The organism is Pseudomonas sp. EB271-G4-1, assembly GCF_058791355.1.
In genome coordinates this window covers 33,349-51,727 of sequence record NZ_JBYTEO010000012.1, presented here as the reverse complement: position 1 = coordinate 51,727, position 18,379 = coordinate 33,349, and the positions used below count along the sequence as shown (strand labels likewise).

Below are 18,379 nucleotides of genomic sequence, written 5' to 3'. Positions count from 1 at the left end.
CGAGCCTGCTCGCGAAGAGGGAGTGTCAGGCGACATCAATGTTTCTGACTCATCGCCTTCGCGAGCAGGCTCGCTCCCACAGGGGATTGCAGTTGGTTCGCGGGTCGTGTCCGACCTGCCATTTCCCGCCATGTCGTAAACGCACCTTTACGTGGCGCGCGTAGGCATTTGACGACTCGAAGCCGGTCATACCATCGCTATCAAAGGGCACTGCCGAAAAGCCAGTGCCTCACCGAGACGAATGGCGCAGTGCCGCCGCTGGGAGAGACGCGATGTTCAGCAAGCAAGACCAGATCCAGGGTTACGACGATGCACTGCTGGCGGCGATGAATGCCGAGGAGCAACGCCAGGAAGATCACATCGAGCTGATCGCGTCAGAGAACTACACCAGCAAACGTGTGATGGAAGCGCAAGGCAGCGGCCTGACCAACAAATACGCCGAAGGCTATCCGGGCAAGCGCTACTACGGTGGCTGCGAGCACGTGGACAAGGTTGAAGCCCTGGCCATCGAACGCGCCAAGCAACTGTTCGGCGCCGACTACGCCAACGTCCAGCCGCACTCCGGTTCCTCGGCCAACAGCGCCGTGTACCTGGCGCTGCTGCAAGCCGGCGACACCATCCTCGGCATGAGCCTGGCCCACGGTGGTCACCTGACCCACGGTGCGAAAGTGTCGTCCTCGGGCAAGCTGTACAACGCCGTGCAGTACGGCATCGACACCAAGACCGGCCTGATCGACTACGACGAAGTCGAGCGCCTGGCCGTCGAGTGCAAGCCGAAGATGATCGTCGCCGGCTTCTCGGCCTACTCCAAGACCCTCGACTTCCCACGTTTCCGTCAGATCGCTGACAAAGTCGGTGCGCTGCTGTTCGTCGACATGGCCCACGTTGCCGGCCTGGTCGCCGCCGGCCTGTACCCGAACCCGCTGCCTTACGCCGACGTGGTCACCACCACCACCCACAAGACCCTGCGCGGTCCACGTGGCGGGCTGATCCTGGCCAAGTCCAACGAAGAAATCGAGAAGAAACTCAACGCTGCAGTGTTCCCCGGTGCCCAGGGCGGCCCGCTGATGCACGTGATTGCCGGTAAGGCGGTGTGCTTCAAGGAAGCGCTGGAGCCAGGCTTCAAGGCCTACCAGCAGCAAGTGATCGACAACGCCCAGGCCATGGCCGGCGTATTTATCAAACGCGGCTACGATGTAGTGTCCGGCGGCACCGACAACCACCTGTTCCTGGTCAGCCTGATCCGTCAGGGCCTCACCGGCAAAGAGGCGGATGCAGCCCTCGGTCGCGCCCACATCACCGTGAACAAGAACGCTGTCCCGAACGATCCACAGTCGCCGTTCGTGACCTCCGGCCTGCGTATCGGCACCCCGGCGGTGACCACTCGCGGCTTCAAGGTGACCCAGTGCGTGACGCTGGCCGGCTGGATCTGCGACATCCTCGACAACCTCGGCGATGCCGACGTCGAGGCCAATGTTGCGCAGCAAGTGTCGGCTCTGTGCGCGGACTTCCCGGTTTATCGCTGAGTGCGGTTTTGGAGTAAATGACTATGCAACGCTATTCGGGCTTCGGCCTCTTCAAACACTCTCTCAGTCACCATGAAAACTGGCAGCGCATGTGGCGCACGCCGACCCCTAAAAAGGTCTACGACGTAGTCATCGTCGGCGGTGGCGGGCACGGTCTGGCGACCGCCTATTACCTGGCCAAGGAACACGGCATCACTAACGTAGCCGTGGTCGAGAAAGGCTGGCTGGGTGGCGGTAACACCGCGCGCAACACCACCATCGTTCGCTCCAACTACCTGTGGGACGAGTCTGCGCACCTGTACGAACACGCGATGAAACTGTGGGAAGGCCTGTCCCAGGACCTCAACTACAACGTGATGTTCTCCCAGCGTGGCGTCTACAACCTGTGCCACACCCTGCAGGACATCCGTGATTCCGAGCGTCGGGTCAGCGCCAACCGCCTCAACGGCGTGGACGGCGAGCTGCTCGATGCCAAGCAAGTGGCCGATGAGATCCCGTACCTCGACTGCTCGAAGAACACCCGCTACCCGGTGATGGGCGCTACCGTCCAGCGTCGCGGCGGCGTGGCCCGTCACGATGCCGTGGCCTGGGGTTTTGCCCGTGCCGCCGACGCCTTGGGCGTGGACCTGATCCAGCAGACCGAAGTAATCGGCTTCCGCAAGGAAAACGGCGTGTGCATCGGCGTGGAAACCAACAAGGGCTTCATCGGCGCCAAGCGCGTCGGCGTAGTGACCGCCGGTAACTCCGGGCACATGGCCAAGCTGGCCGGTTTCCGTCTGCCGATCGAATCCCACCCGCTGCAAGCGCTGGTGTCCGAGCCGATCAAGCCGATTATCGACAGCGTGATCATGTCCAACGCCGTACACGGCTACATCAGCCAGTCCGACAAGGGCGACCTGGTGATCGGCGCCGGTATCGATGGCTACAACGGCTATGGCCAGCGTGGTTCGTACCCGGTGATCGAGCACACCATCCAGGCCATCGTCGAGATGTTCCCGGTCTTGTCCCGCGTACGCATGAACCGTCAGTGGGGCGGCATCGTCGACACCACGCCGGATGCGTGCCCGATCATTTCGAAAACCCCGGTCCCGAACATGTTCTTCAACTGCGGTTGGGGTACCGGTGGCTTCAAGGCAACACCTGGCTCGGGCAACGTGTTTGCCGCAAGCCTGGCCAAGGGTGAAATGCACCCGTTGGCCGCACCTTTCTCCATCGACCGTTTCCACAACGGTGCGTTGATCGATGAACACGGCGCTGCTGCGGTTGCCCACTAACAGGAGAAATCCCCATGTTGCATATCTTCTGTCCTCACTGCGGCGAACTGCGCTCCGAAGAGGAATTCCATGCATCCGGCCAGGCGCACATCCCGCGTCCACTGGACCCCAACAGCTGCACCGACGAGGAGTGGGGCGACTACATGTTCTTCCGCGATAACCCTCGCGGCTTGCACCACGAGTTGTGGGATCACGTTGCCGGTTGCCGCCAGTACTTCAACGTCACCCGCGACACCGTGACCTACGAGATTCTCGAAACCTACAAGATCGGCACCAAGCCACAATTTACCGACAAGACCGATAGCCCGAAAGCGGCCACCACGGCTCTGGGAGAGAAGGTATGAGCCAGATCAATCGCCTGTCCAACGGCGGACGGATCGACCGCAACAAAGTCCTGACGTTCACCTTCAACGGTCAGAGCTACAAAGGCTTTGAAGGCGACTCCCTGGCCGCAGCACTGCTGGCTAACGGCGTCGACATCATCGGTCGCAGCTTCAAGTATTCCCGTCCGCGCGGCATCTTCGCTGCCGGTGCCGAAGAGCCGAACGCGGTGCTGCAGATCGGTGCCACCGAAGCCACGCAAATCCCGAACGTGCGCGCCACGCAACAAGCGCTGTACCAGGGCCTGGTCGCCACCAGCACCAACGGCTGGCCAAGCGTGAACAACGACATGATGGGGATTCTCGGCAAGGTCGGCGGCAAGCTGATGCCACCGGGTTTCTACTACAAAACCTTCATGTACCCGCAATCGTTCTGGATGACCTACGAGAAGTACATTCGTAAGGCAGCCGGTCTTGGCCGCTCGCCGACCGAGAACGATCCGGACACCTACGACTACATGAACCAGCACTGCGACGTGCTGATCGTCGGCGCCGGCCCTGCAGGCCTGGCCGCTGCACTGGCGGCTGCGCGTAGCGGTGCCCGGGTGATCCTGGCGGACGAACAGGAAGAGTTCGGCGGCAGCCTGCTCGACTCCCGCGAAAGCCTCGACGGCAAGCCTGCGACCGAGTGGGTCGCCAGCGTCATCGCCGAGCTGAAGAACACCCCGGACGTGCTGCTGTTGCCGCGCGCCACGGTCAACGGCTACCACGACCACAACTTCCTGACCATTCACGAACGCCTCACCGATCACCTCGGTGACCGCGCGCCGATTGGCCAGGTACGTCAGCGCATCCACCGTGTTCGCGCCAAGCGTGTCGTGCTGGCGACCGGCGCTCACGAGCGTCCACTGGTCTACGGCAACAACGACGTGCCGGGCAACATGCTGGCCGGTGCCGTCTCGACTTATGTGCGCCGCTACGGTGTAGCACCGGGCAAGAAACTGGTGCTGTCGACCAATAACGACCACGCCTATCGCGTGGCCCTGGACTGGCTCGATGCCGGCCTGCAAGTGGTGGCCGTCGCCGACGCCCGCAGCAACCCGCGCGGTGCGCTGGTGGAAGAAGCACGCGCCAAGGGCATCCGCATCCTCACCGGCAGCGCCGTGATCGAGGCCCGTGGCACCAAGCACGTGACCGCTGCCCGCGTGGCCGCGATCGATGTCAAAGGCCACAAAGTCACCAGCCCTGGTGAATGGCTCGACTGCGACATCGTCGCCAGTTCCGGCGGTTACAGCCCGGTGGTTCACTTGGCCTCGCACCTGGGCGGCAAGCCGATCTGGCGCGAAGATATCCTTGGTTTCGTACCGGGCGAAGCACCGCAGAAACGTGTATGCGTCGGTGGAATCAACGGCGTCTACGGTCTCGGCGATTCCCTGGCTGACGGTTTTGAAGGCGGTGTTCGCGCTGCCAGCGAAGCCGGTTTCGGTGCGGTCGAAGCGACCTTGCCAAAAGCCCTGACCCGTCTGGAAGAGCCGACGCTGGCGCTGTTCCAGGTGCCGCACGAAAAGAACACCGCACGGGCGCCGAAGCAATTCGTCGACCTGCAGAATGACGTCACCGCCGCCGCCATCGAACTGGCGACCCGCGAGGGCTTCGAGTCGGTCGAGCACGTCAAGCGCTATACCGCGCTGGGCTTCGGCACCGATCAGGGCAAGCTCGGCAACGTCAACGGCTTGGCCATTGCTGCCCGTTCGCTGAACGTGACCATCCCGCAGATGGGCACCACCATGTTCCGTCCGAACTACACGCCGGTGACCTTCGGCGCGGTGGCTGGTCGTCACTGTGGGCACATTTTCGAGCCTGTGCGCTACACCGCGCTGCATCAGTGGCACCTGAAAAATGGTGCCGAGTTTGAAGATGTTGGCCAGTGGAAACGTCCATGGTACTTCCCGAAATCCGGTGAAGACATGCACGCGGCAGTCAAGCGCGAATGCAAAGCCGTGCGCGACAGCGTCGGCCTGCTGGATGCTTCGACCCTGGGCAAGATCGACATCCAGGGCCCGGATTCACGCGAGTTCCTCAACCGCATCTACACCAACGCCTGGACCAAGCTCGACGTGGGCAAGGCCCGCTACGGCCTGATGTGCAAAGAAGACGGCATGGTCTTCGACGACGGCGTAACCGCCTGCCTCGCCGACAACCATTTCGTGATGACCACCACCACTGGCGGCGCTGCACGCGTGCTGCAATGGCTGGAGATCTACCACCAGACCGAATGGCCGGACCTGAAGGTGTACTTCACTTCCGTGACCGATCACTGGGCGACCATGACCCTGTCCGGGCCGAACAGCCGCAAGCTGCTCAGCGAAGTCACCGACGCCGACCTGAGCAACGAAGCCTTCCCGTTCATGACCTGGAAAGAAGCCCAGGTCGGTGGCGTGCCGGCGCGGATTTTCCGGATTTCGTTTACCGGTGAGCTGTCGTACGAGGTCAACGTGCAAGCCGACTACGCCATGGGCGTGCTGGAAAAAATCGTCGACGCGGGCAAGAAGTACAACCTGACGCCGTACGGCACCGAAACCATGCACGTGCTGCGGGCCGAGAAGGGCTTCATCATCGTCGGCCAGGACACTGACAGCTCGATGACCCCAGATGACCTGAACATGGGCTGGTGTGTCGGTCGCAACAAACCGTTCTCGTGGATCGGCTGGCGCGGGATGAACCGTGAAGACTGCGTGCGTGATCAGCGCAAGCAGCTGGTCGGCCTCAAGCCGATCGATCCGAACAAGTGGCTGCCGGAAGGTGCGCAGCTGGTGTTCAACACCAAGCAGGCCATCCCGATGACCATGGTCGGTCACGTGACCTCCAGCTACCTGCACAACTCCCTGGGCTATTCGTTTGCCATGGGCGTGGTCAAGGGCGGCCTGAACCGCATGGGCGAACGTGTGTTCGCGCCACTGGCGGATGGCAGCGTGATCGAGGCGGAAATCGTTTCTTCGGTGTTCTTCGATCCGAAAGGCGAACGCCAGAACGTGTAATTGCCCGGGCCCTGTGGTGAGCCTGCCGACGCTTTCGCGAGCAGGCTCGCTCCCACAGAGATTGCGTAACCCTTGTGGGAGCGAGCCTGCTCGCGAAGGCGGCGGAACAGCCTCCACAGGGCCAACAGAATTCAGGAACAGGTGCTTTATGACCGCAGCCAATGTTTACCAACAGCGCCCAACCAACGGGGCCAAGGCCGAGTCGTCGCTGCATCACGCCGACCTCGCCAGCCTCGTGGGCAAGGGTCGCAAGAACGCCGGCGTTACCGTGCGTGAGAAAAAACTCCTTGGTCACCTGACCATCCGTGGTGATGGCCACGACGCTGCATTTGCCGCGGGCGTGCACAAGGCCCTGGGCATCGAATTGCCGGGCGCTCTGACCGTCATCGTCAAAGGCGAGACCAGCCTGCAATGGATGGGGCCGGATGAGTGGCTGCTGATCGTCCCGACCGGCGAAGAATTCGCCGCCGAGCAAAAACTGCGCAAAGCGCTGGGCGACCTGCACATCCAGATCGTCAACGTCAGCGGTGGCCAGCAGATCCTCGAACTGAGCGGCCCGAACGTGCGCCAGGTATTGATGAAGTCCACCAGCTACGACGTGCACCCCAACAACTTCCCGGTGGGCAAGGCTGTTGGCACGGTGTTCGCCAAATCGCAACTGGTGATCCGTCACACCGCTGAAGACACCTGGGAGCTGCTGATCCGTCGCAGCTTCTCGGATTACTGGTGGTTGTGGTTGCAGGATGCGTCTGCCGAATACGGGCTTAGCGTCCAGGCTTGATTAGAGCCAGTCATGGAGGCGATCAACTGTGGGAGCGAGCCTGCTCGCGATGAACTTGAGGGCAACGCGTTGATTCAGGAAATGCGCGTTATCGTTAACGTCCATCGCGAGCAGGCTCGCTCCCACAAGATGCAGCTTTCGTTTATCGATGCCTCAGGAGTCACCGCACTATGAGCCGCGCCCCAGACACATGGATCTTGACCGCCGACTGCCCCAGCGTGCTCGGCACCGTGGACGCGGTGACGCGCTTTCTGTTCGAGCAGGGCTGTTACGTCACCGAGCACCACTCCTTCGATGACCGGCTCTCGGGCCGTTTCTTCATTCGGGTGGAGTTCCGCCAGCCGGAGGGTTTCGACGAACAGTCGTTTCGCGCAGGCCTCGCTGAACGCGGTGCATCTTTCGGCATGGTCTTCGAACTGACGCCGCCGCATTACCGGCCTAAAGTGGTGATCATGGTCTCCAAGGCCGATCACTGCCTCAACGACCTGCTCTACCGCCAACGCATCGGCCAATTGTCGATGGACGTAGTCGCCGTGGTCTCCAACCACCCGGACCTCAAGCCGCTGGCCGACTGGCACCAGATCCCGTACTACCATTTCCCGCTGGACCCGAACGACAAACCATCCCAAGAGCGTCAGGTCTTGCAGGTGATCGAGGAGTCCGGTGCCGAGTTGGTGATCCTTGCCCGCTACATGCAGGTGCTGTCGCCGGAGCTGTGCCGCAAGCTCGACGGCAGGGCGATCAACATCCACCACTCCCTGCTGCCGGGTTTCAAGGGTGCCAAACCCTATCACCAGGCCTACAACAAAGGCGTGAAACTGGTCGGTGCCACGGCGCACTACATCAACAACGACCTGGACGAAGGACCGATCATCGCCCAAGGCGTCGAGGTGGTGGATCACAGTCATTACCCGGAAGACCTGATCGCCAAGGGGCGCGATATCGAAGGGCTGACCCTGGCGCGGGCGGTCGGTTATCACATTGAGAGAAGAGTGTTCTTGAACGCCAATCGTACGGTCGTTCTTTAGATCGCCTTCGCGAGCAGGCTCGCTCCCACAGGTTTTTTGTGTTGTTCCGAGATTCACTGTGGGAGCGAGCCTGCTCGCGAAGAGGCCCTGACAAGCAACACAAGACAAACAGGCAATAACCCGAGCAATCAACGCGCCGCCGATTCATGGCGACGCGACCGCTACATAAAAACAACAGCGAGGTGAAAGCATGTCTGGCAATCGTGGTGTGGTGTATCTCGGCGCTGGCAAGGTCGAAGTACAGAAAATCGACTATCCGAAAATGCAGGACCCGCGCGGCAGGAAAATCAACCACGCCGTCATCCTGCGCGTGGTTTCCACCAATATCTGTGGTTCCGACCAGCACATGGTGCGCGGCCGTACCACTGCGCAAACCGGCCTGGTCCTGGGTCACGAGATCACCGGTGAAGTGATCGAGAAGGGCAGCGACGTCGAGAACCTGCAGATCGGCGACCTGGTGTCTGTTCCGTTCAACGTGGCTTGCGGGCGCTGCCGTTCCTGCAAGGAAATGCATACCGGCGTGTGCCTGAGCGTTAACCCGGCGCGTCCCGGTGGTGCTTATGGTTACGTCGACATGGGTGACTGGACCGGTGGCCAGGCTGAATACGCGATGGTGCCTTACGCCGACTTCAACCTGCTGAAACTGCCGGACCGCGATCGCGCGATGGAAAAAATCCGCGACCTGACCTGCCTCTCCGACATCCTGCCGACCGGCTACCACGGCGCAGTGACCGCCGGCGTTGGCCCAGGCAGCACCGTATACATCGCCGGTGCTGGCCCGGTCGGCTTGGCGGCGGCCGCTTCCGCTCGCCTGCTGGGTGCGGCGGTGGTAATCGTCGGTGACGTCAATACTGTGCGCCTGGCCCACGCCAAGGCCCAGGGTTTCGAAATCGCCGACCTGTCCCTTGACACTCCACTGCACGAGCAAATCGCCGCACTGCTGGGCGAGCCAGAAGTGGATTGCGCCATCGACGCCGTAGGCTTCGAAGCCCGCGGTCACGGCCATGACGGCGTGAAACACGAAGCTCCGGCCACCGTGCTCAATTCGCTGATGGGCGTAGTACGCGTCGCCGGCAAGATCGGTATCCCAGGTCTCTACGTCACCGAAGACCCGGGCGCCGTGGACGCCGCCGCGAAAATGGGCAGCCTGAGCATTCGCTTTGGTCTGGGCTGGGCCAAATCCCACAGCTTCCACACCGGCCAGACCCCGGTCATGAAGTACAACCGCCAGCTGATGCAGGCGATCATGTGGGACCGTATCAACATTGCTGAAGTGGTGGGTGTGCAGGTGATTAGCCTGGATCAGGCGCCGGAAGGGTATGGCGAGTTTGATGCGGGCGTGCCGAAGAAATTTGTGATTGATCCGCATAAGTTGTTCAGCGCGGCGTAAACGCTGTATAGGTAAAAAAGGGCGATCTTGGATCGCCCTTTTTTTGTAAGTTGCATTTGCTCAATGCGCGTTTTTTAGAGCTGCGTGTGCACATCACTTTTTCGTTTGAAAATCTGATATTGCCGCAGGCTTCAGGGCTCCTTTGTGACGAACGGATGAGAAATGGATGCAGGCCTGAGGAACATGCCCGCGGCTACCCGGTCAAACCGGCAGCTTTGCGCCCGAAAGCCGGGTGTTTTTTCTCGACGCAAGAGGATGTCTGAATGAAGATTTCACGCGGTTTTGTCCTGGCATCGCTCATGACCCTGGTGGTCAGCCCGGCTTTTGCACAATTCAGCCTGAGCGATGCGGCCAGTGCCATTTCCGGCATGAAGGGCAACGCGGCCACGGAGGCTGCGCCGACCTCTGAGACAGCAGACCTGCTGGGCGCGCTCACCCAATTGAACATCACGCCAGAGCAAGCCGTCGGCGGCGCCGGGGCGATGCTTGGGTTGGCGAAGAATCAGCTGAGTTCGACCGATTATTCGGAGCTGGCCAAAAGCGTGCCGGGCATCGACATTCTCTCGGGTGGGGGAGAGTTGGGGGCGCTCGCCGGTTTGCTCGGTTCGAGCGGCAAGGCCGCAGGGCTGGATAACGCCCTGGGCAACGTCAAGGACACCAATGACCTGAACAACGCCTTCAGCGCCCTGGGCATGGACACCGGCATGATCGGGATGTTTACCCCGGTGATCCTGCAGTACCTAGGTCAACAAGGCGTCGGCGGTTCCCTGCTGAGTAGCTTGGGCAGCATCTGGGGCACAGGCACAGGCACAGGCACAGACACAGACACAGGATTCGGCACCAGCACCGGTAGCTGATTCAGCGACTCTCGGCGCGCAAATCGTCGATACGCCGGTCCTTCTCGTTCCAGAGCTGGTTGACCCAGTTCTGGACTTTCTCGCGAAACAGTGGATCGTTTTCGTAGTCGCCCTGCCAAAGCGCCGGGTCGAGTTCGCGGGTCTTGATGTCAATGATGACCCTCGGAACGTTGCCGCTGATCAAGTCCCAGAACCCCGGAATCGCTTGCTGTGGATAGACCACGGTGACGTCGAGAATGGCATCCAGTTGTTCGCCCATCGCTGCCAGCACAAAGGCTACCCCACCGGCCTTGGGCCTGAGCAGGTGAGTGAAGGGTGATTGTTGCTGGGTGCTTTTGGCGCTGGTGTAGCGAGTGCCTTCCAGATAGTTGACCACGGTCACGGGCTGGCGCTTGAACAGTTCGCAGGCCTGTTTGGTGATCTCCAGATCCTTGCCGGCCAGTTCCGGGTTCTTCGCCAGAAAAGCCTTGGTGTAGCGCTTCATGAATGGGTAATCCAGCGCCCACCATGCCAGGCCGAGGAACGGCACCCAGATCAGTTCTTTCTTGAGGAAGAATTTGAAAAACGGTGTGCGTCGGTTCAGCGTCTGGATCAGCGCCGGGATATCGACCCAGGACTGATGATTGCTGATCACCAGATACGAAGTGTCACGACGCAGATCGTCACCGCCGCGGATATCCCATCGGGTGGGAATGCACAGGCGAAAGATCAGCTTGTCGATTTCCGACCAGGTCTCGGCAATCCACATCACCACCCAGGACGCATAATCGCGAAAGCGGCCGGGCAGGACCAGCTTGAGCAGGGCAAACACCATCAAGGGGCCGATCAGGACCAGGGTGTTAAGTAACAGCAGCAATGTGACAAAACAGCCGGTGAGCAGGCGGCGCATAAAGAACTCTTGGAAGCGTTTGGGCGCGCCATGATAAGCAGCTTCGGGCGACAGGCCAAATCACCGGTGACGAATGTTTCACCTTTGACGCGCTAACCTCCTGACACCGATCATTCCCACGCTCCGCGTGGGAATGCAGACCGGGACGCGCTGCGTCCCAAATCAGGGGCCGAACGCAGAGCGTACGTTGAGGCAATCCTTTGCGCTGCGTGGGAACGATCTATTCGACAACGGTCTAAAATTGCGCTGCCCATCTCTCAAGGACTCCCCGTACGTGAAATCCCTTCTTGCACTGTTTTCACTCATCGCCCTGCCGGTCATGGCCGCCGAGCCGACCCTGTACGGTCGCTACGAATACATCGCGCTACCGGAAATCGGCGGCGAAGTGCTCAAGGCCAAGATGGACACCGGCGCCCTGACCGCGTCGCTGTCGGCCAAGGACATCGAAACCTTCACCCGCGACGGCGAAGACTGGGTGCGCTTCCGTCTCGCCACCAAGGGCGCGAGCAATAAGGTTTACGAACACAAGGTCGCGCGGATCAGCAAGATCAAGACCCGTTCCGAAGAGGACGAAGATGACAGCGAAGTGATCGCGCCCACCAAGCGACCGGTGGTGGATCTGGAGTTGTGCCTGGGCAATGTCAAACGCACGGTCGAGGTTAACCTCACCGATCGCAGTAGCTTCAATTACCCATTGTTGATCGGCGCCAAGGCCTTGCGCGAGTTTGGCGCGGCGGTGAATCCGGCTCGCAGGTTTACGGCGGACAAGCCGGATTGTTGATCGGTTCACAGGGTGTTGGTGTAGCTTCATCAAACCTTCGGCATCGTCGCCAACATCGAAGGCCTTTGACTCACCTCGAAATACCACGCCGCCAACTGCGGATTGGCCGATCGCCAGTCCAGGTCCGGATGGCGCAAATCCAGATACCCTAACGCACAGGCCACTCCGATCGCGGCGATGTCGAAATGGCTGGCCAGCTCGGCCATCGCATCTTTTTCCAGCAACGCCAGGGCACGGCGGATTTTGTCGCGCTGGCCGTCGAGCCATTGGTCCCAGTGTTTTTCCGGGGCGCGCAGGGCGACTTCGTAGCGCACCAGTACCGCGGCGTCCATGATGCCGTCGGCCAGGGAGGCGAGTGTCAGGCGCCGCCAGCGGGCCGAGCCTTCGCGGGGGATCAGCGGGTTGCCGACGTGCTGGTGATCCAGATAGTCGAGGATCACCCGGCTGTCGTGGATGATGCTGCCATCGGCCAGTCGCAGGGCGGGGATCTTGCTCAAGGGGTTGTCGTCGATCAGGGTCTGGTCCGGATCAACCGGTGTGAGCACGCAATTCTGTAGGGCAACGCGGTCCTGTTGACCGGTTTCGTGCAAGAGCACCATGACTTTGCGGACGAAGGGGGAGAGGGGGTTGTGGTACAGGGTCATGCTCGGGGTGGACATGGCAGTGACTCGGTTGGTGGCGGTGTCACGCAGCATAACGTGTGGAGGCGAGAGCTCAAGATCACATTCAATTGTGGGAGCGAGCCTGCTCGCGAAGAGGCCGTGTCAGTTGACATCAATGCTCTCTGACACACCGCTTTCGCGAGCAGGCTCGCTCCTACAGGGGGATGTCCGTTACCGGCATTGCAGGAGGCCGCGCAGGGCGAGGACGGCAGGGATGCCTAATCCAAGCCAGCTCAGGGCATCCCAAACGCCATCGCCGAGCAACGCGGCAAATAACCCGCCCGCGCTGAACAAGGCGATAACAGTTGGGGTGGCGAACACCTTCCAGAAACTCGACTGGCGGGGCCTCATGCCACGCTCTCCGCTTTCTCCAGTACGGGTTTCACCGCCTTGCGCCGCACCACCCACAGGTAAACGCCACTGCCGAGCACAATGATCGTCAGCACATCCAGGGTGGCCCAGAGGATTTGCATCGGCATGCCGCCGTAGTCACCGAAATGCAAAGGCTGCGACATGCCCATGGCGTCCATGTACCAGGGACGCTCGGCCACGGCGGTGACTTTCAGGGTGCTGGCGTCGATCAGCACCGGTGTCAGCAAGTGCGAGGTCAGGTGCGTGCTGCCTTTCATGAACACAGCGTAATGGTGTTCGCTGGAGAACCGCGTGCCGGGAAAGGCAATGAAGTCCGGTTGCATGCCGGGTGCGACTTCCTTGGCGATATCGAGCAAACGTGTAGCCGGCGCCAGTTGCGACAGCGGGGGCGCATCGCGATACGGCGCAACCATCGCGCTCAGGCTGTCGTTGCGCCACGCGGCGATCAACAGGTCGGCGCAGGCACTGATCACGCCGGTTACGCCGACCACCAGGGCCCAGGTCAGGGTCACCACGCCGATCAGGTTGTGCAGGTCGAGCCAGCGCAGGCGGGTGGATTTGTCCTGGCGCACGGTGGCGAATTTCAGGCGACGCATGAATGGCAGGTACAGCACGGTGCCGGACACGATCGCGACGACGAACAGCAAACCCATGAACGCCAGCAACAACTTGCCCGGCAGCCCGGCGAACATGTCTACATGCAAGCGCAGCATGACCATCATGAAGCCGCCATTGGCCGATGGCATCTCCAGCGCTTCGCCGGTGCGGGCGTCGAGCATGAAGGTGTGGGAAGAGTTCGGCTCGGTGCCGGCGGTGGCCGCCATGATCGCGATTGCGCCGTTGGGCTCATCATCGTCGAAACCGAAATACTGCATGACGTCACCGGGACGATGCTTTTCAGCCGCCTGCACAAGCTGCTGCAGATTCAGTTGCGGTGTGTCTGCCGGCATTTGCTTCAATTCGGCGGCATCGCCCAGCAAATGGTCGATCTCATGGTGAAAGATCAACGGCAGGCCGGTGAGTGCCAGCATCAGCAGGAACACCGTGCAGATCAGGCTGGTCCAGGTGTGGACAAAGGACCAGCGGCGAATTGTTTTACTTTTCATTTCGTAGCCTCCAGAAATACCCAGGCCGTCCTCGAAGGACGGCCTGGGTACCGGGCGTGTCAGATCAAGTCGTTACCACTTGTAGTCAAGGCTGGCCATGACGTTGCGACGGTCGCCGTAGTAGCAGTAGAAACCGTCACAGGTCGAGATGTATTCCTTGTCGAATACGTTGTTGGCGTTGACGCTGACACTGACGCCCTTGAGTGCATTGTCCAGGCGGCCCAGGTCGTAATGAACGGCCGCGTCATAGACGGTATAGGAATCGCTGTGGCCGTCTGACGGATCGCGTACAAAGGCCATGCTGCCGATGGCGATGTTGTCGGTTTCGCCGATATAGCGCACACCAAAGCCGATTCCAAAGCCATCCAGAACACCGGTATGCCAGGTGTAGTCAGCCCATGCCGCGGCCTGGTTTTCCGGGGTCAGTGGCAGCGGGCGATTTTTGTCCAGCGGATCGGTGACTTTGGTCATCTTGCTGTTGGCGTAGGTGTACGAAGCCGTCAGATTCAGGTTTTCGTTGACGTTGCCGGTTGCCTCCAGCTCGAAGCCTCGGACTTTCGCTTCACCCAGCGGGCGAGAAACGCCCAGGGTGTCGCTGAGTACGATGTCCTTGCGGGTCAGGTCATAGGCGGCAGCCGTGAACAGCATGTCGGTGCCCGGTGGTTGGTACTTGAGTCCGATTTCATATTGCTTGCCAGTGCCAGGGCGGAATGCCTCGCCGTTGGCGCCACCTGCTTCTGCCTGGAAGGATTCGGCGTAGGAGATGTAGGGAGTGAAGCCGGAGTCGAACACATAGCTGATGGCCGCGTTGCCGCTGAAGTTGGTGTCGTCGCGGGTGTCCTTGGCATTGTTCATGTTGTAGAACGTCGATTCCGTGTGCAGCCAGTCCTGACGACCGCCCAGGGTCAGGCGCCAGTTGTCGAGGGCCATCTGGTCCTGGACATAGAGGCCTGTGTCATGGGTCTTCTGGTTGTAGTCATTGAACGCGGTGTATTGGACGTTACTGAAGTCCTGCCCGTAGATCGGGTGGGTGATGTTGCTGGTTGGCGCGTTGCCGAACAGCCATTTGTAGTTGGTGTTGACGCGTTGGTGATCCAGCCCCAGCAACAGTGTGTGCCTGATGGCAGCGGTGTCGAAATCGGCCTGGAAATTGTTATCCACGGCAAACTGGCTGAGGTCTTCGTCAACTACGTTGGCACCCCGGGACAGGGTGCCGTCGTCTTCGACCGAACCATAGAAACCGCCCGCGGTAATGCTCTGGAAGGACAGATCGCTCTTGGTATAGCGAAGGTTCTGACGGAACTGCCAAACGTCGTTCATCCGGTGCTCAAAGGCATATCCCAACGCGTAATAGGTCTTGTCGTAGAACTCCCATTCCGGATCACCGAGATTCTTGTGGAACTTCACTTCTCCAGCGGGCGAGGACAGTTTGGTGCCCTGTAGCGGAAGGAACTGGCTGGTGGTGCCGGTATCGTCACGGTTGTACTGGCTGAGGAAAGTCAGCGTGGTATCGGGATCGATGTTCCAGGTCAGGCTGGGAGCGATGTTGTAACGCTTGTCGTCGATGTGCTCGATGGTGGTGTTGCTATCACGCACCACACCGCTGACGCGGTACAGAAAACGCCCTTCGTCATCGACCGGACCGGTACTGTCGAAACTGATCTGCTTACGCTCGTAGCTGCCAACTTGCAATTGCACTTCGTTGCTGGCCAACGCATCAGGGCGTCGGCTGACCATGTCGAGCAAGCCGCCAGGCGGTGTCTGGCCGTAAAGCGAGGAGGCAGGGCCACGCAGCAGTGCTACTCGCTCAAGGTCCCAGGTCTCTATTTTCGGCATGGTGTAAGTGCCCTTTGGCAGCGGCAATCCATCGAGGAACTGAGTGGGCTCAAATCCACGAACTTTCAGCCACTCGGCACGGCTATCGCTGCCGTAGCTGCTGGCAATGACCCCGGGCATGTAGCGTACAGCGTCATCGAGATTCTGTACGGCACGGTCTTGCATCTGCTCGCGGGTGGCAACAGAAATCGAGCGTGGTACTTCTGCCAGTGCCGTGTCGGTCTTGGTGCCGGCAGCGGTGCGCTTGGCCAGGTAGCCTTGCACCGGACCCCAGGCGTTTTCAGTCTCTGCTTCTACACCGATGACGCTGGTTGCCGGCAAAGCCATCACACCCTCAGGCACGGTCACCAGGGTGTAGGTGCCGCCGCTTTGCTCCAGTTGCAGCCCGGTGCCACGCAGGGCTTCGCGCAGGGCGCCGGCAGCGTCGAACTGGCCCTGGACCGGGGCCGAACTCTTGCCGGCGGCCAGCGACGGGTTCAACGACAACGCCAGGCCGGCCTGGCTAGCAATCTGGTTCAGGGTGCTGGCCAGTGGTGCGGCCGGCAGGTTGTAGGCACGAACGCTGGACGCCTGTTCAGCGGCGATCAATTGGCTGCTGGCCAAAGGCGTGCAAAGAGCAATGGCAAGCGCCAGCAAACCGGGGCGCAACAAGGCGTCTAACGAACGGGACATACAGCGGCTCCTGAAAGTGAATACTTCTCAATTGCCTAAGTACCGAACGAAAATCAAAAAGTGATAGGGCTGGATGGAAATAATTTCGATTCAGTAAACAAAGTTGGGTTTTGTGGCAGATCTGATGGCCTCACCGCGGGCAAGACCGCTCCCACAGGTTCTGCACTGACTGGTAATTTTGTGACCGACACAAAACCTGTGGGAGCGTGGCTTGCCCGCGAAGGCGGCTTCACTGACACAGCACCTTTTAGGGCTTGGCCTCGGTCTTCGCCGCCACCGTCACCCACCATTGCGTACGATGCTCAATCTGCACCGGCAGCGTTGGCAACAGCGCGCTCAGGGCCAGGTCGGTGTTTTGCAACGGGAAGCTACCGGTGATCCGCAGGTCGGCCACTTCCGGTGCCACACCCAGTAGACCCGGGCGATAGCGACCGATTTCACGCACCAGATCTTCCAGTCGCGCGTTGTCCACTACCAGCATGCCGCGGGTCCAGGCATCGGCGCCGAGGTTGAGCGCGACAATCGGGCCCAGGCCGTCGCTGCGGATCAGCATTTGCTGGCCTTCGCGCAGGACCTGCTCTTCAGGACTCGATTGTGGATGGGCAGCCACCGCCGATTGCAACACGCTCAGGCGCGTACCTTGCTCTTCACGCTTGACCAGGAACCTTGTGCCCAAGGCACGCATGCGGCCTTCGCGGGTTTCAACGATGAACGGCCGTGCGTCGCCGTGGCCGGTTTCGATCAGTATTTCGCCTTCCTGGAGGATGACTCGCCGCTGCTTGTCATCGAAGCGCACGTCCACGGCACTGTGGGTGTTGAGGTTGATCAGGGTGCCGTCGTCCAGGCGAATCGTGCGTTGTTCGCCGGTGGCAGTGCGCTGGTCGGCCAGCCAATAATCGATCGGCAAATAGCGCTCACCGGCAAACAGTGCCAGCCCGAACACCGCAACGATGCTGGCCAGGCCGCTGCCGAGCTTGCGCACCCGGCGGCGAATGCCTTCGCGCGATTGCAGCAGGGCGGCGCGGGCGGGGCCGCTGGCGACGCTGAAACGCTGGTCGAGCATGCCCAATTGACGCCAGGCGCGGGCATGTTCTTCGTGGGCGGCGTGCCATTTGGCGAACTCTTCGCGTTCCACAGGGCTGCCGGAGTCCAGGGACAGTTGCCAGGCGATGGCAGCGTCGAGCACCTGTGCCGACACCGGCTTGGAACTGACCGGGTTCATGTCGGCTCCCCGTACAAGGCGATGTAGCACTGACGGATGCCTTGGGCCAGGTACTGGCGCACTCGCGGCACCGACACACCAAGGCGCTCGGCGATTTGCGCGTGGCCGAGGCCATCGAGTCGATTGTAGAGGAACGCCGCACGGGCCTTGCTCGACAGCTTGCCGAGCAGGCGATCGATGTTTTTCAGGTCTTCGAGGATCATTTGCTGTTCTTCCACCGACGGTTGTTCGGCTTCTGGAATCAGCATCAGTTCGGTGAGATAAGCCTGCTCCAGCGCGGCGCGGCGGAAGTAGTCGAACAGCAGGCCCTTGGCAATCGCCACCAGCAATGCCCGCGGCTCGCGCGGCTCTTTCAGTTCTTCGCGCCCGAGCAAGCGCACGAAAGTGTCCTGGCTCAAGTCCTCGGCCCGTTGCGGGCAGGTGACATTGCGACGTAGCCAAGCCAATAGCCAACCACGGTGGTCGCGATACAACGCACCGACGAGCTCACTTTGGGGGCTTGGAACTGACGACACGCAGCATCACCGATTGGGAAATGTTAACTAACGAGAATTGTTCGCGATTGTGTCAGAGGCGGGGGAGTGAAAGCAATCGGCGTTGGTCGGGCAGGAGATTGTCGTATGAC

At 60.8% G+C, this 18,379-nt stretch carries 17 protein-coding genes; 10 read left to right on the top strand and 7 right to left on the bottom strand.

Translation table 11 applies throughout. From position 1 onward, the window contains the following. Positions 1 to 272 precede the first annotated feature (272 nt). The 9 genes from glyA (at position 273) to AC3WWR_RS08465 (ending at position 10,214) form a co-directional block, all read left to right on the top strand. Positions 273 to 1,526, top strand: a complete 1,254-nt coding sequence (gene glyA / locus AC3WWR_RS08505) for a serine hydroxymethyltransferase (protein WP_020796061.1) — start codon at positions 273 to 275, stop codon at positions 1,524 to 1,526. A gap of 23 nt (positions 1,527 to 1,549) precedes the next feature. Continuing rightward, positions 1,550 to 2,800: a sarcosine oxidase subunit beta gene (locus tag AC3WWR_RS08500; RefSeq protein ID WP_007980419.1), complete on the top strand. Its 1,251-nt coding sequence runs from the start codon at positions 1,550 to 1,552 to the stop codon at positions 2,798 to 2,800. Between the two features lie 14 nt (positions 2,801 to 2,814). After that, positions 2,815 to 3,144: a sarcosine oxidase subunit delta gene (locus AC3WWR_RS08495; RefSeq protein ID WP_008057118.1), complete on the top strand. Its 330-nt coding sequence runs from the start codon at positions 2,815 to 2,817 to the stop codon at positions 3,142 to 3,144. Beyond that, the gene (locus tag AC3WWR_RS08490) at positions 3,141 to 6,158 is read left to right on the top strand and encodes a sarcosine oxidase subunit alpha (RefSeq protein ID WP_168759054.1); all 3,018 of its coding nucleotides are present in this window, start codon (positions 3,141 to 3,143) and stop codon (positions 6,156 to 6,158) included. The genes AC3WWR_RS08495 and AC3WWR_RS08490 overlap by 4 nt, the downstream gene beginning before the upstream one ends. Positions 6,159 to 6,306: 148 nt before the next feature. Beyond that, positions 6,307 to 6,939 carry a sarcosine oxidase subunit gamma gene (locus tag AC3WWR_RS08485; protein WP_020796059.1) on the top strand — a complete coding sequence of 211 codons (633 nt, stop codon included), beginning with the start codon at positions 6,307 to 6,309 and terminating at the stop codon, positions 6,937 to 6,939. A 12-nt stretch (positions 6,940 to 6,951) separates the two neighbouring features. Further along, positions 6,952 to 7,113 (top strand): hypothetical protein, encoded by a 162-nt coding sequence (locus AC3WWR_RS08480; RefSeq protein ID WP_454866333.1) that lies wholly within the window; start codon positions 6,952 to 6,954, stop codon positions 7,111 to 7,113. Beyond that, entirely contained in the window at positions 7,110 to 7,967 is an 858-nt protein-coding gene (gene purU, locus AC3WWR_RS08475; protein WP_020796057.1) for a formyltetrahydrofolate deformylase, read from the top strand. Before AC3WWR_RS08480 ends, purU begins: the two co-directional genes overlap by 4 nt. 190 nt (positions 7,968 to 8,157) lie before the next feature. Beyond that, positions 8,158 to 9,357: a formaldehyde dehydrogenase, glutathione-independent gene (fdhA, locus tag AC3WWR_RS08470; RefSeq protein WP_020796056.1), complete on the top strand. Its 1,200-nt coding sequence runs from the start codon at positions 8,158 to 8,160 to the stop codon at positions 9,355 to 9,357. A 263-nt stretch (positions 9,358 to 9,620) separates the two neighbouring features. Beyond that, the gene (locus AC3WWR_RS08465; protein ID WP_492598643.1) at positions 9,621 to 10,214 is read left to right on the top strand and encodes a DUF2780 domain-containing protein; all 594 of its coding nucleotides are present in this window, start codon (positions 9,621 to 9,623) and stop codon (positions 10,212 to 10,214) included. A gap of 1 nt (position 10,215) precedes the next feature. Here the strand turns inward: AC3WWR_RS08465 and yihG are convergent, their stop codons facing one another. Then, positions 10,216 to 11,103, bottom strand: coding sequence for a 1-acylglycerol-3-phosphate O-acyltransferase, YihG family (gene yihG, locus AC3WWR_RS08460; protein ID WP_020796054.1), 888 nt, complete (start codon positions 11,101 to 11,103; stop codon positions 10,216 to 10,218). Between the two features lie 274 nt (positions 11,104 to 11,377). Here yihG and rloA2 point away from each other — a divergent pair, with 274 nt between their 5' ends. Beyond that, positions 11,378 to 11,884, top strand: a complete 507-nt coding sequence (gene rloA2 / locus AC3WWR_RS08455) for a retropepsin-like aspartic peptidase RloA2 (RefSeq protein ID WP_020796053.1) — start codon at positions 11,378 to 11,380, stop codon at positions 11,882 to 11,884. Positions 11,885 to 11,913: 29 nt separating this feature from the next. Here the strand turns inward: rloA2 and AC3WWR_RS08450 are convergent, their stop codons facing one another. From AC3WWR_RS08450 to AC3WWR_RS08425, 6 genes are all read right to left on the bottom strand, one after another. Continuing rightward, positions 11,914 to 12,543 carry a glutathione S-transferase gene (locus AC3WWR_RS08450; RefSeq protein WP_033045382.1) on the bottom strand — a complete coding sequence of 210 codons (630 nt, stop codon included), beginning with the start codon at positions 12,541 to 12,543 and terminating at the stop codon, positions 11,914 to 11,916. 174 nt (positions 12,544 to 12,717) lie between these two features. After that, positions 12,718 to 12,897, bottom strand: coding sequence for a hypothetical protein (locus tag AC3WWR_RS08445; RefSeq protein WP_020796051.1), 180 nt, complete (start codon positions 12,895 to 12,897; stop codon positions 12,718 to 12,720). Then, positions 12,894 to 14,024, bottom strand: coding sequence for a PepSY-associated TM helix domain-containing protein (locus tag AC3WWR_RS08440; protein WP_020796050.1), 1,131 nt, complete (start codon positions 14,022 to 14,024; stop codon positions 12,894 to 12,896). The genes AC3WWR_RS08445 and AC3WWR_RS08440 overlap by 4 nt, the downstream gene beginning before the upstream one ends. Before the next feature lie 72 nt (positions 14,025 to 14,096). After that, positions 14,097 to 16,532: a TonB-dependent siderophore receptor gene (locus AC3WWR_RS08435; protein ID WP_020796049.1), complete on the bottom strand. Its 2,436-nt coding sequence runs from the start codon at positions 16,530 to 16,532 to the stop codon at positions 14,097 to 14,099. 247 nt (positions 16,533 to 16,779) lie between these two features. Next, positions 16,780 to 17,754: a FecR domain-containing protein gene (locus AC3WWR_RS08430; protein WP_083349834.1), complete on the bottom strand. Its 975-nt coding sequence runs from the start codon at positions 17,752 to 17,754 to the stop codon at positions 16,780 to 16,782. Then, positions 17,751 to 18,269 (bottom strand): RNA polymerase sigma factor, encoded by a 519-nt coding sequence (locus AC3WWR_RS08425; protein WP_033045381.1) that lies wholly within the window; start codon positions 18,267 to 18,269, stop codon positions 17,751 to 17,753. The genes AC3WWR_RS08430 and AC3WWR_RS08425 overlap by 4 nt, the downstream gene beginning before the upstream one ends. Between the last annotated feature and the right edge of the window lie 110 nt (positions 18,270 to 18,379).

What these genes read in the sequence shown, in the direction of transcription:
- glyA (WP_020796061.1), top strand. Translation starts at nt 273, where the DNA reads ATGTTCAGCAAGCAAGACCAGATCCAGGGTTACGACGATGCACTGCTG.
- AC3WWR_RS08500 (WP_007980419.1), top strand. Translation starts at nt 1,550, where the DNA reads ATGCAACGCTATTCGGGCTTCGGCCTCTTCAAACACTCTCTCAGTCAC.
- AC3WWR_RS08495 (WP_008057118.1), top strand. Translation starts at nt 2,815, where the DNA reads ATGTTGCATATCTTCTGTCCTCACTGCGGCGAACTGCGCTCCGAAGAG.
- AC3WWR_RS08490 (WP_168759054.1), top strand. Translation starts at nt 3,141, where the DNA reads ATGAGCCAGATCAATCGCCTGTCCAACGGCGGACGGATCGACCGCAAC.
- AC3WWR_RS08485 (WP_020796059.1), top strand. Translation starts at nt 6,307, where the DNA reads ATGACCGCAGCCAATGTTTACCAACAGCGCCCAACCAACGGGGCCAAG.
- AC3WWR_RS08480 (WP_454866333.1), top strand. Translation starts at nt 6,952, where the DNA reads ATGGAGGCGATCAACTGTGGGAGCGAGCCTGCTCGCGATGAACTTGAG.
- purU (WP_020796057.1), top strand. Translation starts at nt 7,110, where the DNA reads ATGAGCCGCGCCCCAGACACATGGATCTTGACCGCCGACTGCCCCAGC.
- fdhA (WP_020796056.1), top strand. Translation starts at nt 8,158, where the DNA reads ATGTCTGGCAATCGTGGTGTGGTGTATCTCGGCGCTGGCAAGGTCGAA.
- AC3WWR_RS08465 (WP_492598643.1), top strand. Translation starts at nt 9,621, where the DNA reads ATGAAGATTTCACGCGGTTTTGTCCTGGCATCGCTCATGACCCTGGTG.
- yihG (WP_020796054.1), bottom strand. Translation starts at nt 11,103, where the DNA reads ATGCGCCGCCTGCTCACCGGCTGTTTTGTCACATTGCTGCTGTTACTT.
- AC3WWR_RS08450 (WP_033045382.1), bottom strand. Translation starts at nt 12,543, where the DNA reads ATGTCCACCCCGAGCATGACCCTGTACCACAACCCCCTCTCCCCCTTC.
- AC3WWR_RS08445 (WP_020796051.1), bottom strand. Translation starts at nt 12,897, where the DNA reads ATGAGGCCCCGCCAGTCGAGTTTCTGGAAGGTGTTCGCCACCCCAACT.
- AC3WWR_RS08440 (WP_020796050.1), bottom strand. Translation starts at nt 14,024, where the DNA reads ATGAAAAGTAAAACAATTCGCCGCTGGTCCTTTGTCCACACCTGGACC.
- AC3WWR_RS08435 (WP_020796049.1), bottom strand. Translation starts at nt 16,532, where the DNA reads ATGTCCCGTTCGTTAGACGCCTTGTTGCGCCCCGGTTTGCTGGCGCTT.
- AC3WWR_RS08430 (WP_083349834.1), bottom strand. Translation starts at nt 17,754, where the DNA reads ATGAACCCGGTCAGTTCCAAGCCGGTGTCGGCACAGGTGCTCGACGCT.